This window comes from Methanothrix sp. (assembly GCA_029907715.1).
Taxonomy (GTDB): Archaea; Halobacteriota; Methanosarcinia; order Methanotrichales; family Methanotrichaceae; genus Methanothrix_B.
This window is the reverse complement of record JARYLI010000001.1, coordinates 137,955-151,977: the sequence shown is the minus strand read 5'-3', so window position 1 is coordinate 151,977 and position 14,023 is coordinate 137,955. Positions and strand designations below refer to the sequence as shown.

Genomic DNA, 14,023 nt, shown 5'->3' with positions numbered 1-14,023 from the left:
GCCGGGGATGGACTTTTATATCGATGACTGGTAATGTGGTCTGATCAATATGCCAACATGTGAAGACTGCAGATTCTACCAGCCCATAGATAAAAGTAAGGGGATGTGCGCCACTCTGGGAAACGAGACCCAGGCGGGCAGAGACTCTGACAGGTGCCCGATGAGGATGTTCCAGCCAAGGCGCTGACCTATTTGCGCTGCATTGCTTGAGTGCCGTCAAAGAGATTGCGCTGCTGTTGAGTCACACCTCCCTGCGCCTGCGTGGTATCTCGATGCGCTTGAGCTCCAGCGTCGCCTTCACGATCTCCTCGATCATCGCATCCAGCCCCTCCAGGAAGGGACCGGTCGCGGAAGTGGTGATCGCCCCCGGAGCGGAGGCTGCTATGAGCCCCTCCTGCTCGAGGACCCTGAGAGAGTAGCGCACCTTGTGGCTGGGTATCTTCGTCTCCTCTGCCAGCTTGAGTATGCCTATGGGCTCGTTCTCCACCACGCACTTCAGGATCGTCAGATGCCTCTTGAGCATCTCAAGCTCACTGGTCACCCTCTCTGCCAACATCAATCTTCACGCCCTTTGCCTCAGTACCGTGCGCGCCTGCTCAGGAAGTCGATCCCGTGCTTCGATACCACGCGCCTCCCCTCGTCCCTGCCGAGTATCTGCGGGGAGGAGACGCCGGTCACCACAAGCATTGTTCTTATCGTGCCCTTGAGCTCAGGATCTATCTGAGCGCCCCATATGATCCTCGCATCGGGGTTGATCCTGCTGTAGACCTCCTCCACCACCATCTCCGCATCCGCGATGGTCATGTCAGGCCCGCCAACGACATTGACAAGCGCTGAGGTCGCACCGGAGACATCCACGTCAAGCAGAGGGCTGCGCAGAGCCCTCATCACGGAGTCTCTTGCCCTCTCCTCGCCGTCCGCCTCCCCGAGGCCTATCATCGCCACACCACCGTGAGACATGACAGTCTTGACATCCGCGAAGTCGAGGTTGATCAGCCCGGGCCTGGTGATCAGCTCTGTTATCCCCTTCACGGATCTCATCAGGACCTCGTCCGCCACCTTGAATGCGGCCTGCAACGGCAGGTTTGGCGCGACCTCAAGGAGCTTGTCGTTTGGAACGACGATTACAGTGTCAGCAGATTCCCTCAGCCTCTTCAGGCCGGCCTCAGCGTTCGCCATCCTTATCGAGCCCTCCGCGCTGAACGGGAGCGTCACTATCGCTATGGTGAGGGCGCCAGCCTCCCTTGCAGCCTCGGCGACCACAGGCGATGCACCTGTGCCGGTTCCACCCCCCAGGCCGCATGTGATGAATACCATGTCAGCCCCCTGGACAGCTGCCTTTATCTGCTCGATATCCTCCTGGGCGGCCTCCTCCCCGATGGCCGGCAGGCTTCCGGCACCCAGCCCTCTGGTCGTCCTCCTGCCGATCAGGAACCTGCGGTCGGCATTGATGTGGAGAAGGTGCTGGGCATCTGTGTTTATCGCATACAGCTCAGCTCCCTGGATGCCAGCCTCCGATAACCTGTCTATGGTGTTGGATCCCCCCCCACCGCAGCCTATCACCCTTATGACTGTTGTGAGTCCCTCGAGGACCGAGACCAGATCCTCGTCTGTGGCGCTTGTGGGCTCAGCCCTTCCCTCCCGCTCAGCCCTGCTCAGGGCCTCGTCGATTATGGACTTCATGCCATCCCCTCTACATGCTTGTTTGGTTTTACTGTGCAATTAGTATATAGATTTTTTGATAGTGAGGCTGAGATTACACGGGTAATATATCTTTATGGCATTTAACAGTATTCAGATGATGCATGGTTTAACTACCATATATTAGATTATAATTTTAATCTGTAATCAAAATGTGTGCCGCGTGAATGCCTGTCTTGGTCTTGATCAACCTCTCTATCAGCATGTGATCAGTCCTGTGGATTGATGCAGGCTGCAGCTAAGCCCCTCGCGCCTCCACACTCCGGAGCTCCTTGAGGCGCTCTATCTGGTGCATGGTCCTCTCGATGTCCTGCAGCTTCTGATCCTCCAGATAATTTATGATCTCATCGATGCTCTTCTCGAGCCTGTATATCCTGTAGGGCCTGCCCTTCCCCGGATTCTTCTCGTCCCTCTCGGAGATCCATCCCAGCTCTCGGAGCTCTCGCATGGCGATGCTCACCTCCGGCTGCCTCAGATCTGAGTTCGTCTCTATGTCCCTCGATGTCGCCTCGACAACCCCTGCGAGATATGTGAGAACCTTGGCAACATTTCTCCTCAGTCCAATCTCCATCAGTATGGAAGAAAACTCCTCCTGCTCATCGCTGGGATCGGGCAGTGGTACCTTTTTCAACCCCATCACCACATCAGATACAAGATTGTTCAATATATATATGTTTCGTGGAAATTAATTGTAATGCGCGCTGCAGGGGATTGTGATTCATCCACTGCTGAAGGAAAACCTATATCTCCTTTAGCTCAATACTGGAGCCAGGTGTTCATAGTTGCCCACAGATAACGATCCCATTCTGGTTACATGTGGTCTGCCATATGCGAACGGCCCGGCCCACATAGGACATCTAAGAACGTATGTTCCTGCGGATATATTCGTGAGAGCTCTGAGGAGGATGGGCCGCGATGTCCTCTTCATCTGCGGATCAGACGCCCATGGCACTCCCATAGTGGTCAATGCCGAATCGAAGGGCATGAGCCCCAGGGAGCTTGTGGAGTTCTACCACAAGCACTTCGAGGAGGTCTTCAGGAGCATCAACGTCAGGTTCGACTACTTCGGATGCACAGATGATCCCTCGAATCATCACAGGACTCAGGAGATCGTGAGGGCTCTGATGGAGAGGGGACACGTCTATCCCAGAGAGATCGAGCTGGCGTACTGCCCGAGATGCGAGCGGTTCCTTCCCGATAGATACGTTGAGGGGATATGCCCGTACTGCGGTGTGCCGGCGAGAGGGGACGAGTGCGATCAGGGCTGCGGGAGGCACCTGGAGCCTGGAGAGATAAAGGATGCGGTATGCAAGGTCTGCGGCTCCAGGGCGGAGTACAGGAAGCAGACTCACTACTTCTTCAGGCTCTCCGCGTTCAGGGAATTCCTTCTTGATTACCTCCAGAGGCTGGGCGGTACTGCCAGTGCAAGGAACTACGCGCTCGAGTGGGTCCGGCAGGAGCTCAAGGACTGGTGCATAACAAGAAACATGAGCTGGGGCGTCAAATTTCCTGGGAGCGAGGATCTCGTCGTTTACGTCTGGGTCGATGCGCCCATCGGATACATCTCATTCACAGAGGAGTGGTGTAAAGCGCACGGTGTGCCCTGGGAGAGGTACTGGCGCGGGAAGAGCCGCATAATCCACTTCATAGGCGGGGATATCATCTATCATCACTGCATCTTCTGGCCCGCCATGCTCGAGGGCGCTGGCTACACGCTTCCGAGCGATGTCGTTGCGAGCGGCATGCTCAAGATCGACGACAAGAAGTTCTCGAAGAGCCGCGGATATGTCGTTTGGGTGAAGGACGACTATCTAGATCAGGGCCTTGAGCCTGATTATCTCAGGTACTACCTGGCAAGCTACACATCTCACACAAAGGAGGTGAACTTCTCCTGGAAGATCCTGCAGGAGAAGGTCAACACAGAGCTTGTGGGCGCCTTCGGCAATTTCCTGAACAGAGCTGTGACATTTGCTGTGAAGAACTTCGACGGAAAGGTACCGGAGGGTGAGCTGGACCCTGAGGTCATGAAGAGAATAGAGATGAGTGTCGGGGATGTATCCTCGTCACTTATGGAATATGAGTTCAAGAGGGCCTCGGATGCGGTGCTCTCACTCGCTGATTACGCGAACACCTACTTCCAGTCGCATGAGCCGTGGAAGCTGATACGCTCGGATCGAAGGGCAGCTGGCTCGGTGCTCAGGAACTGTCTCCAGATGGCGAAGGCGATGGTCATACTCATGGAGCCGTTCATGCCATCCAAGATGGCGGTCGCCTGGAGCCAGCTCGGTATGGATTCTCTTGATAAGGTGAGGTTCATGGATGCGGTTCAGCCCATACCAGAGGGTCAGGCTCTGGGCACCCCGAAGATACTGTTCAGCAGGATGGAAGACTCAACAGTGAAGAAGCTGGAGGAGATCTTCAGGGAGCGGATCCGCAGGGCGGAGGGTGCTGAGGAGGGAGTGGAGGAGAAACCGATGATATCGTTTGAACAGTTCAAGGCGCTTGACCTGAGGGCTGGCACAGTTCTTGAGGCAGAGCGGATAAAGGGCTCGGATAAGCTTCTCAGGCTCATTGTCGACATAGGCGAAAGGCGCCAGATTGTGGCTGGAATCGCGAAGATGTACAGCCCCGAGGAGCTCGTTGGCAGGCAGGTGGTTGTTGTTGCAAACCTCGAGCCTGTGAAGATATTCGGCGTGGAGTCGAGGGGGATGCTTCTTGCAGCAGACATAAATGGGAATGCTGTACTTCTCAGGCCTGATAGGGAAGTTCCACCCGGATCCGGGATCAGATGATTTCGCTGAGGTGTTGAAGGATGCTTGAGGTCGAGGGAGTCTGCAAGACATACGATGTGAAGGGGCGGAAGATTCTCGCTCTGAAGGATGTCAGCTTCAGCGCAAATGAGGGTGAGATCCTCGGTATCGTCGGAAAGAGTGGAGGTGGGAAGAGCACCCTCATGAGGATACTCAGAGGCATAGAGGATTTCGATGCTGGCAGGATCGTCATAGACGGCCTCGAGATCACCCCTGAGTCCGGTGAGGACGTCAGGATGCAGCAGCGAAGGATAACAGCGATACATCTCCAGCGTGAGTTCGGTCTCTGGACAGAATCCGCGATAAAGAACGTCGTCAGGCGCGTGTACTCCAGAGAGACAGGCTACGAGGCTCTTCCCATACCGGAGGATGCGAGATACGACGAGTATTACGAGGAGGCGAAGGGGTTTCTGGAGCTCGTCGGCCTTGGGCACAAGGCGAACCATCTCGCAACGATCCTGAGCGGCGGGGAGAAGCAGAGACTGCTGATAGCGAGACAGCTCGCCAAAAAGCCGAGGCTGCTTCTGCTCGATGAGCCTGCCACAATGGCCTGCCCGAAAACGAAGCAGGAGGTCCTGGATACAATAAAGAAGGTCAACGAGGAGCTCGGACTCACAACACTTGTTGTCTCGCATCTCCCCGAGATACACAGGTACCTCGCAGATCGCCTGATCTGGCTGGATGGCGGCTCCATCAGGACGATCGGCAAGCCCTCCGAGGTACTGAAGATGTTCCTCTCCAAGATCGGCCCGGCAGTGCCTCTTCCACCGAGGCCTGAGCCGCCCGAGCCGGAGATACTGGTGAGACGTCTCTTCAAGAGGAACTATCTCGTTGGAACGGGCGAGGTTCTCAGGATCTCAAACCTGAGGCTGAACATAAACCGGGGGGAGACGACTGCCATAATTGGATCGAGCGGCGCGGGCAAGACCACACTGCTCACGATGATCGAGGGCCTCAGGATGCCGGATGATGGCCATATCTATTACAGACATGAGGATGGCTGGGTCGACATAACAACATACTCGCCCACAAGAATGGAGATCAGGAGAAGGCTGGGCATAATGTACCAGGAGTTCGCCCTGATGCCCCACGAGACGATCCTGGAGCAGATAGCGTACAAGCTTGGAGTCAAGGGGCAGCATGTGATAGAGTATGCGAGGGAGGTCGCTGCGGAGATAGGTATAAGCGATCGCGTCCTGGATATGCTCTACACGCTCACAGATATGCGTGAGGATGAGGCGAAGGCGGTTCTTGAGAGGCTGGGTGTGGACAGGGAGGTCCTCTCGGAGCTCTTCCCGAAGTTCCCCGATACAGAGGCGAGGAGGTTTGCAGAGCCGGTTTTCAGGATCATGGACCTGGACACCTCTGTCCTCGACAAGTACCCGGAGCAGCTAAGCGGTGGAGAGAGCGTCAGGGCGTCGCTGGCGATACTGCTGGCTGCAAATCCGAGCATACTGATACTGGATGAGCCCTTCGGGGACATAGATCCTATAACCCTCAGAGACGTGGCGAACGCCATGAAGCGGATCCAGGCGAGATACGGCACAACCATAATCATCGTCAGCCATCATGTGGATCTCGTGAAGGAGGTCGCCCACCGCGCGATACTCTTCGAGAACGGGGAGATAATCGCGGATGGGGATCCTGCAGAGGTTTGCGAGATCTTCGTCGAGAGATGCGGCGCAGAGTACCTGAAGGAGCATTGAGGAAGCATTCAGCAGAGGGTGTCGGATGGACGAGCAGCTCGAGGAGATCTTCAGGCAGGTCTCAGATCGAATAAGCATCGAGGACTTCGAGGCCAGAGTTAACGAGAAGGTCTCCCTCATGGGCGGATTATGCGATCCTCTAACAGCTGCCATGCTCGTCGCACATGAGCTCGGCGCTGGCGAGATTCTGACCAGGATAAAGGATATCAGGCCAGAGTCCGGAGCGGTCACGTTCATCGGCAGGGTGATCCAGATCTCTGAGGTGAGGGAGTTCAGCCGGTCGGATGGATCAACTGGAAAGGTCGCATCTCTCACCATGGGCGACGAGACCGGGATGATAAAGGTGACACTCTGGGATGATGCGACGGATCTGATAAGCTCGGGGGATATCAGGGTCGACCAGTGCCTCAAGGTCAGAGGCTTCCCACGGCTCGGAAGATCTGGAACCGAGATAAGCATCGGGAGGGGTTGCAGCATCCAGGAGGCTGACAGAGACATAAAGGTCAGGGTCGAGCCTCTGAAGATCGCGGAGATACAGCCTGATATGGGCGAGATCAGCATAATAGCAAAGATCATCGATCCTGGTGAGGCGAGGGAGTTCACAAGAAAGGACGGCTCGAGGGGGTTCGTCAGGAGCATGCTCCTAGGAGATGAGACAGGGAGCATCGGCATCACGCTCTGGAACGATCATGCTCTCATCGATGTTTCGGAGGGGGATGTTCTGGAGGTTATCAACTGCAGCTCCCGGGAGAGATACGGGTTCGTAGAGCTCCAGACCAGCAGGTACACTGTGATAAGAAAGAGCTCCTCTGAGGTTCAGTACCATGAGCGCTTCACGCCTATCGCAGACCTCAGGGTGGGGGAGGTGTGCAACATAGCCGGATACCTGACAGGGATCGGCGAGCTCAGGGAGTTTCAGAGGGAGGATGGCACAAAGGGATATGTCACAAGCATAAACGTCACAGATGAGACCGGGCGTGTGAGGGTCTCTCTCTGGGGTGATCTCCACCGTTTGCTGGAGAACGCGGATCTCGGTTACAGGGTCGAGATAATGGGCGGACAGGTCAAGAACGGCTGGAATGGCGAGCTGGAGATCAGCTGCGGCCGGAGGAGCAGGATCACTTTCGCGCCGCCTGGATAAACGTGTTATATCCGTAAGGAGTACTGAGATCGGATGAAGCTATTGGAGGATCTACCTGGTGTTGGGCCTGCCACCGCGGAGAAGCTGAGGGAGGCGGGGTTTACAACAATAGAGGCTGTAGCAGTCGCCTCACCCGGGGAGCTTGTGGCAGCAGCCGAGGTTGGCGAGGCCACAGCTGCGAAGATAATCGCTGCAGCGAGGGAGGCCGCAGATATCGGAGGGTTCGAGACCGGAGATCAGGTTCTGGAGCGCAGGAAGCTCGTCGGCAAGATAACCACAGGCAGCAGGAACTTCGACGAGCTGCTCGGCGGCGGCATGGAGACTCAGGCGATAGTGGAGCTGTACGGCGAGTTCGGCTCGGGCAAGACCCAGGTGGCCCATCAGCTCGCGGTGAACGTCCAGCTTCCGCCGGAGCTCGGCGGCCTGAACGGTTCGGCGATCATCATAGACACAGAGAACACATTCAGGCCCGAGAGGATATCGCAGATGGTCATGGGGCTCAGGGCGATAGATGACCGGGAGTGGCGGCCTGAGGATTTCCTGAAGAACATACATGTCGCCAGGGCCTACAACTCGAACCACCAGATCCTGCTGGCTGAGAGCGCCATGGAGCTTGCAGAAAGCCTCAGGGAGACCGAACACCCTGTGAGGCTCCTGATAGTCGATTCTGTGACTGCGCATTTCAGGGCCGAGTACGTCGGCCGCGGAACCCTGGCCGACAGGCAGCAGAAGCTCAACAAGCATCTCCACGATCTCATGAGATTCGCGGATCTGAACAACGCGCTGATACTCGTCACGAACCAGGTGATGGCGAAGCCTGACACGTTTTTCGGTGACCCCACGAAGCCTGTTGGAGGTCACGTCCTGGGCCATACCGCGACGTTCAGGGTTTACCTCAGAAAGTCGAAGGGTGACAAGCGCATAGCCAGGCTCGTCGACTCCCCGAACCTCCCGGACGGCGAGGCGGTCTTCTCCGTGACGATGGAGGGTCTCAGGGATTGATTGAGGCGGTGGCCGTTGACATCGACGGCACACTCACAGATGAGAGGCGGGTTCTGAGCCCGGTCTCTGTCAGCGTGATCAGGGAGCTTGAGGTGCCTGTGATACTCGTGACAGGCAACACACACTGTTTCACCAGAGCTGCAGCGGTGCTCTTCGGGGTGAGACACTTCGTCGCAGAGAACGGCGGGGTGATATCATCGGACGACAGAATAGAGATCGTCGGCGACAGGAAAATGTGCGACGAGGCGTATGAGCACCTCAAAGAGAGGTTCGGCATAAAAAAGTTCGATTCCAGGTACCGTCTCACAGATCTCGTGCTCATCCGCGGCTTTGATGTGGATGCAGCCTCCAGGTACCTGGAGTCCCTGAACATTCCTGTGGATCTTGTCGATACAGGTTTTGCCATTCACATAAAGAACAGGGGAATAACAAAGGGCACGGGACTCAGAAGAATATCTGAGAGGCTGGGGATTCCAGCTGAAAGCATCGCAGCCATCGGCGACAGCCCGAGCGACATACCGATGATGGAGATCTCAGGTTTTCCGGCCGCTGTCGGGAATGCGCATCCATCTGTCAAATCAGCAGCAATGTACGTTGCAGAGCGCCCCTTCGGTGAGGGGTTCGCTGAGATAATCGATCACATGCGCGCCACAGGCATGATCTGATGCGGAGCTCCCATCAGCACAGTGAGCGCAAGCAAAGCGCTGTGGTCCGCAGCAGGGAATGGTTCCAAAGATCGCAGCTCCGCATCATCATTTCTGAGATGCTTTTACTATCTCAGCCCAGTGCTTCTCGCAGATCGCCCACCAGCCCAGTGTCTTCTTCGCCACCTCCCTGGCTGCAGGGCAGAAGGAGTCGACGGCGAGGTTGAACGGCATATCCCTGAGCGGTGGATGAAGGGGGTACAGCCTGCAGGTCAGCGGCCTGACCTCGTAGATCCTGCAGCCATCACTCCTGTCATAGAAGGGGCAGGGCTGCTTCAGTATCCATGTCCCATCCTCGCCCTTTCTGCACATCGATCTGAGACGTTTCTTCGAGCCCAGAAACCCCGAGATCCTCCGGATATCGCCCTCCTCCAGAACCAGGCCTGCACCGGGGGTGTAGCAGCACCGTCCGCATCTCCTGCACTTGAAGATCTCCCAGAAGAACTCCACCCCCTCACACGTCTCAGCGAAACCCCTGTCCCGCGCGGGTATTGGCAGGGCTATATCGAATGATACCCTCTCCCCGAGATCGATCTTCCTCTGCTCCTCCTCCCGGCCGGACCAGTGATCTCTGAGGAGAGATAGATGCTCGCCGCGCCTCTTCTCCTCGAGGCAGATGGGAGCGAAAAACCTGTGGCAGAGCCACCTGACATCAAACGCGCTGCGCACCTTCACTGGAGGGAGCTTCATCGCCATATGCATTACAGAACCTCAGGAAAGAGATAAAGCCGATCGCCGGAGTGGGACCACCAGATCTCTTCTCAATGGCGGTCTGACCGCATGGGCCATCGTCTTTATCGTCTCCGCTCAAAAAATGCACGATCCTTAGAGAGGATCGCATCAGATCTTCGCCGGCTTCTCCAGAAGCCCTCTCTTCACCAGCAGATCTCCCGACCGGGCGTGGGGCTTTCTAGATACAGTGTCCCCGGACTTCTCCAGCTCTCTCGCCTCGTCCGCGAGCCTTGCAGCTGCTCGAATGACCTCATGCCCTGCGGCTGCAGCGAGGGCGATCGCCTCGAGCTCCTTGAGCCTGAAGCAGGCCTGCGCATCGATGGACGCAGCCGTCTGGGCCATGTAGAGCGCAGCGATCGCCTTCGCTCTGGCATATGGATTTGCGAAGTCCATGCGCTCTGCGCAGAGCTCCGGTGTGGCGAGTATGTGTGGAAGCTGCGGAGATCCAGCGGCCACAGATGCGATCGCCCTGTCGATCTCCTCCTGCACAAGCCTGACAGCGCCGCATATGCTGAGCACCTTGAGCGCGTCTGCATTGAATATCGCCATCTCAGCCGGATCCAGAAACTCGCGCTTCGCCCCTATGAGCGGATCCATCGGGAGGATGATGTAGCCGAAGCCCTCTGCCTCCATCGCATCCCTTGACTCCTTCTTGGTGGGTCCGTCAGATACGACTATGAGCGGAATTCCCTTCAGCATGTTCCTTGCAGCAGTGGGCCCGGGCGTCGCAGCGTTCGGGCTGACGACGACAGCGAGCTGGGGACACCAGGCGCGCATCTCCTCTGCCAGCCGCTCGCCCTCGCTCCTGGACATCTTCGGTCCATGTGATACAACCTTGGACTCGATCTCCGTCCGCTCCGCGATCTCGTCCAGCGCGAGATCAACAACAAGAGAAGACGCGATATTTCCGAGCTTTATAAAACCGATCTTGAACATGCTGGTCTGGAGGTAAGAGGATGAGTATTAAATTTGCGATCGCTCAGGAAAGGATCGCAGGGTCGAATCAGTGGCCCATGTCAGGAACCAGTATGCTCTGACATGGCGTCATTCACAGAATGCATCCGAACTCAATGATACGGCATTAGCTGCTATGGTTCCGACTCTGCAGGAGGGCTTTCTCCAAGGTTGCCAGAAGCTGCAGCACTCGACCGCGCGATCTCGATAAGCTCCAGGTACGATAGTCTGATCGGCCTGCCCATGCCAACGCTGGAGATTATCTCGAGCACACGCGCCCTGTCTGTGGGGTTGTCATGGTCCACCGCTATCTCCGCCTCCACAAATCTTCCAAGCCCATCGACATCGTCAATAGCCACGATCGCATCGCCCAGCCTGTACTTCGCTCTTCTCTTTCTGAGAACAGCGAATCTGGAAAATCCCAGAGACTCGAGCAGTTTCTCGGCGGTGGCTGCATCATCCACCCTGACGCTCAGCTCCAGCCGCGTCTTTGTTTTCAGATCCATCTTCGGACCTTTGTATGTGAGGTACGCTCCATCATCCTTGATCCTTATTCGCAGCGCCTCGTCGCTGGATGCGAAATCGCGAACTGGGGAGCGGAAGTATATGTCGGTGTGGTTCTCCAACCCCTCCAGCACACCGCCCATCTGCAGGATCCTCTCCTCTGCATCCTCCGGCGCCCTGGCCTTGGCCTCAACCTCTATCAAGAGCTCCTCCTTATCACCACCGTCGCTCTATCGAGCCTGAGAACATCGACCGCCTCTCCCCTGGACAGCGTCTCCCTCACGATCTCGACCATCTCTGGCGTGATCTCTGCCCCCTCGATCTCAAGAGGCCCTGATGCCAGCATCCTCTCAAGATCCGCCGGATCCATGGACGTGAGCTTCTTTATGATCTTCCCCGCGTGATCCCTGTACCTCGGACCTATCAGGCGCATCACAGGCTTCACAGCGACCGCCCTGCTCTCGATCTCAGGCTGCCCTTTCCCGAGCTGTACCGGAGCGTTCGCCACTCCGCTCAGATCAAACGTCTCCAGATCCATCTCTGTGTAGATCTCTATGCCCGGCAGCGGCGCATTCAGCGCCAGACCCCTCTCTGCCTTGTATCGCCTTATTGCGGCTGCGATCTCCCGTATCAGAGCCCCCTCAGGAGATGAGTATCTCTCGATGGCAGGCCAGCTCTGGGTGTGGACGCTCTTTCCTGTGAGCGAGCTGTAGATCTCCTCTGTGATGAATGGTATGAAGGGCGCCATGAGCCTGCAGAGGACATCCAGCACTCTGTAGAGCGTCGCCTGTGCAGCCCTCCGCTCCACGGAGTCAGGACCGTACAACCTGGACTTCACAATCTCTATGTAATCGTCGGCCAGCACCTCCCACGTGAAGGCGCGTATCGCCCTGAACGCCTCGTCGAACTGGAAGGCCTCCATCGCATCTGTCACCCTTGAGACGAGCGCACCGAGCTCGCCGAGAAGCCAGCGGTCGATCTGGGAGAGAGGCGCATCTGTATCAGAAGCGAACGGGGCCGCAAACCTGTAGATCGACCATAGCTTCTGCTGGAACCTGCCAGCGGCAACGATCTCCTTCCACTGGAACATCACGTCTGAGCCAGGTGAGCCTCCGAGGGCTGCCCACTGCCTCAAGGCATCGGCTCCATTCTTCTCGAAGACCTCCTCAGGGATGACGAAGTTGTTCAGCGACTTTGACATCTTCCTGCCGTCCTCGCCGAGGACCATGCCGTTGATCAGTATCGTCTCCCAGGGCTTCACACCGACGAGCGCCATCGAGCGGAGTATTGTGTAGAATGCCCACGTCCTGATTATATCATGACCCTGCGGCCGGAGCTGTGCTGGATACCTCGGATCCTCGCGGTTCAGCCAGCCCGTGACGTGGAGAGCTGATATGGAGCTGTCCATCCAGGTGTCCAGAACGTCCTCCTCAGGCTCGAACTCGTTCGATCCGCAGCTGCAGCTCACCGGAGGCTGCGTCTTTGTGGGATCAAGCGGCAGCCACTCCTCCTTCGCGACCATGACCTCCCCGCATCTCCTGCAGTACCAGGCAGGTATCGGCGTTGCGAAGACCCTCTGCCTTGAGATGCACCAGTCCCACTCCATGGTTCCAGTCCAGTTCTTCAGCCTGAGCTTCATGTGCTCCGGCACCCACTTGATCTCGTCAGCAGTTCTGATTATCACATCTGGATATATGCGCACGAACCACTGTCTTTCAGAGAGAATCTCTATCGGCGTCTTGCATCTCCAGCAGAGGCCCACGTTCTGCTCCAGAGGCTCCTGCCTGTAGATTATACCCCTGGAGAGCATCTCCTCCACTATCGCCTTCTTCGCATCGGTGATGCCCATGCCCCTGAACTTCCCGGCGATCTCGGTCAGCCTCCCATCTCTATCTATGGCCTGCCTGAGCGGGAGTTTGTGCTCGACCCACCAGCGAACATCCTGCTTGTCGCCGAATGTGCAGATCATGACCACGCCGGTGCCGAATGAAGGATCGACTGCAGGATCCGAGAGGACAGGGACCTCGTAATCGAATAGAGGGACCCTAACGCTCTTTCCGACGAATCTGATATGCCTCTCATCATTTGGATTGACCGCGACAGCGACACATGCAGGCAGAAGCTCAGGTCTCGTTGTGGCGATCTCCAGAGATCCATAATCAGATTCGAAGCGCATGTAGTTCAGCGTTGTCATTCTGGTATCGTACTCAACCTCTGCAAATGCTATGGCTGTGGCACACCTCGGGCACCAGTTGACAGGGTGATCCTCTCTGTATATCATCCCCTTCTCATACATCTGCACAAATGATCGCTGCGTCTTCACATAGTACTCAGGCTTCATCGTGATGTACTCGTTCGACCAGTCGGTTGAGATGCCGAGACGTGTTATCGTGCGTCGCATCCTCTCTATCGCCTGAGCGGTCATCTCCTCGCAGAGCCTGCGGAACTCCTCCCTTGGGACCTGATTCTTGGTTATGTGATACGTCTCCTCCACCTTCACCTCTGTTGGGAGACCGTGACAGTCCCATCCCTGGGGAAACATGACATTGTAGCCGCGCATGCGCTTGTACCTGGCCACGAAGTCGATGTAGCACCAGTTGAGGGCGTTCCCAATATGGAAGTTCCCAGTGGGATAGGGTGGGGGTGTATCGATTATGTACTGCGGCTTCTCCGATCCCCAGTCGAAGTAATAGACGGAGGGATCCCACCTCTCAATCCACTTCTCCTCTACCTCTTTGAAGTTGTACTCCTTGGAGATCTCGCTCATCG

General features: G+C 56.7%; 13 protein-coding genes. 6 read left to right on the top strand and 7 right to left on the bottom strand.

All coding sequences use genetic code 11. The features are described from left to right. Nucleotides 1-49: 49 nt before the first annotated feature. Nucleotides 50-187, top strand: coding sequence for a hypothetical protein (locus QHG98_00655; GenBank protein ID MDH7596244.1), 138 nt, complete (start codon nucleotides 50-52; stop codon nucleotides 185-187). A 54-nt stretch (nucleotides 188-241) separates the two neighbouring features. Here QHG98_00655 and QHG98_00650 read toward each other — a convergent pair whose 3' ends face one another. From QHG98_00650 to QHG98_00640, 3 genes are all read right to left on the bottom strand, one after another. After that, entirely contained in the window at nucleotides 242-556 is a 315-nt protein-coding gene (locus QHG98_00650; protein ID MDH7596243.1) for a winged helix-turn-helix transcriptional regulator, read from the bottom strand. 20 nt (nucleotides 557-576) lie between these two features. Further along, nucleotides 577-1,683 carry a cell division protein FtsZ gene (gene ftsZ / locus QHG98_00645; GenBank protein MDH7596242.1) on the bottom strand — a complete coding sequence of 369 codons (1,107 nt, stop codon included), beginning with the start codon at nucleotides 1,681-1,683 and terminating at the stop codon, nucleotides 577-579. Between the two features lie 256 nt (nucleotides 1,684-1,939). Continuing rightward, a complete protein-coding gene (locus QHG98_00640) occupies nucleotides 1,940-2,332 on the bottom strand; it encodes an ArsR family transcriptional regulator (protein ID MDH7596241.1) in 393 nt (130 codons plus the stop codon). A gap of 151 nt (nucleotides 2,333-2,483) precedes the next feature. Here QHG98_00640 and metG point away from each other — a divergent pair, with 151 nt between their 5' ends. Genes metG through QHG98_00615 form a run of 5 tightly spaced genes read left to right on the top strand, consistent with a single transcriptional unit; the run spans nucleotide 2,484 to nucleotide 9,025 of the window. Next, on the top strand, nucleotides 2,484-4,493 hold the full coding sequence (gene metG / locus QHG98_00635) for a methionine--tRNA ligase (GenBank protein MDH7596240.1): 2,010 nt from the start codon (nucleotides 2,484-2,486) through the stop codon (nucleotides 4,491-4,493). Between the two features lie 20 nt (nucleotides 4,494-4,513). Next, nucleotides 4,514-6,217 carry an ATP-binding cassette domain-containing protein gene (locus QHG98_00630; protein MDH7596239.1) on the top strand — a complete coding sequence of 568 codons (1,704 nt, stop codon included), beginning with the start codon at nucleotides 4,514-4,516 and terminating at the stop codon, nucleotides 6,215-6,217. A 25-nt stretch (nucleotides 6,218-6,242) separates the two neighbouring features. Next, nucleotides 6,243-7,358, top strand: coding sequence for an OB-fold nucleic acid binding domain-containing protein (locus tag QHG98_00625; GenBank protein ID MDH7596238.1), 1,116 nt, complete (start codon nucleotides 6,243-6,245; stop codon nucleotides 7,356-7,358). 33 nt (nucleotides 7,359-7,391) lie between these two features. Then, nucleotides 7,392-8,360, top strand: coding sequence for a DNA repair and recombination protein RadA (gene radA / locus QHG98_00620; protein ID MDH7596237.1), 969 nt, complete (start codon nucleotides 7,392-7,394; stop codon nucleotides 8,358-8,360). Further along, the gene (locus QHG98_00615; protein MDH7596236.1) at nucleotides 8,357-9,025 is read left to right on the top strand and encodes a phosphoglycolate phosphatase; all 669 of its coding nucleotides are present in this window, start codon (nucleotides 8,357-8,359) and stop codon (nucleotides 9,023-9,025) included. The genes radA and QHG98_00615 overlap by 4 nt, the downstream gene beginning before the upstream one ends. An 87-nt stretch (nucleotides 9,026-9,112) precedes the next feature. Here QHG98_00615 and QHG98_00610 read toward each other — a convergent pair whose 3' ends face one another. From QHG98_00610 to QHG98_00595, 4 genes are all read right to left on the bottom strand, one after another. Continuing rightward, nucleotides 9,113-9,760: a YkgJ family cysteine cluster protein gene (locus QHG98_00610; protein ID MDH7596235.1), complete on the bottom strand. Its 648-nt coding sequence runs from the start codon at nucleotides 9,758-9,760 to the stop codon at nucleotides 9,113-9,115. A 144-nt stretch (nucleotides 9,761-9,904) separates the two neighbouring features. Next, complete coding sequence (locus QHG98_00605; protein ID MDH7596234.1) at nucleotides 9,905-10,732, bottom strand: F420-dependent methylenetetrahydromethanopterin dehydrogenase; 828 nt, start codon at nucleotides 10,730-10,732, stop codon at nucleotides 9,905-9,907. A 152-nt stretch (nucleotides 10,733-10,884) separates the two neighbouring features. Continuing rightward, the gene (gene cyaB / locus QHG98_00600; GenBank protein ID MDH7596233.1) at nucleotides 10,885-11,457 is read right to left on the bottom strand and encodes a class IV adenylate cyclase; all 573 of its coding nucleotides are present in this window, start codon (nucleotides 11,455-11,457) and stop codon (nucleotides 10,885-10,887) included. Beyond that, a complete protein-coding gene (locus tag QHG98_00595) occupies nucleotides 11,454-14,021 on the bottom strand; it encodes a valine--tRNA ligase (GenBank protein MDH7596232.1) in 2,568 nt (855 codons plus the stop codon). Before QHG98_00595 ends, cyaB begins: the two co-directional genes overlap by 4 nt. Between the last annotated feature and the right edge of the window lie 2 nt (nucleotides 14,022-14,023).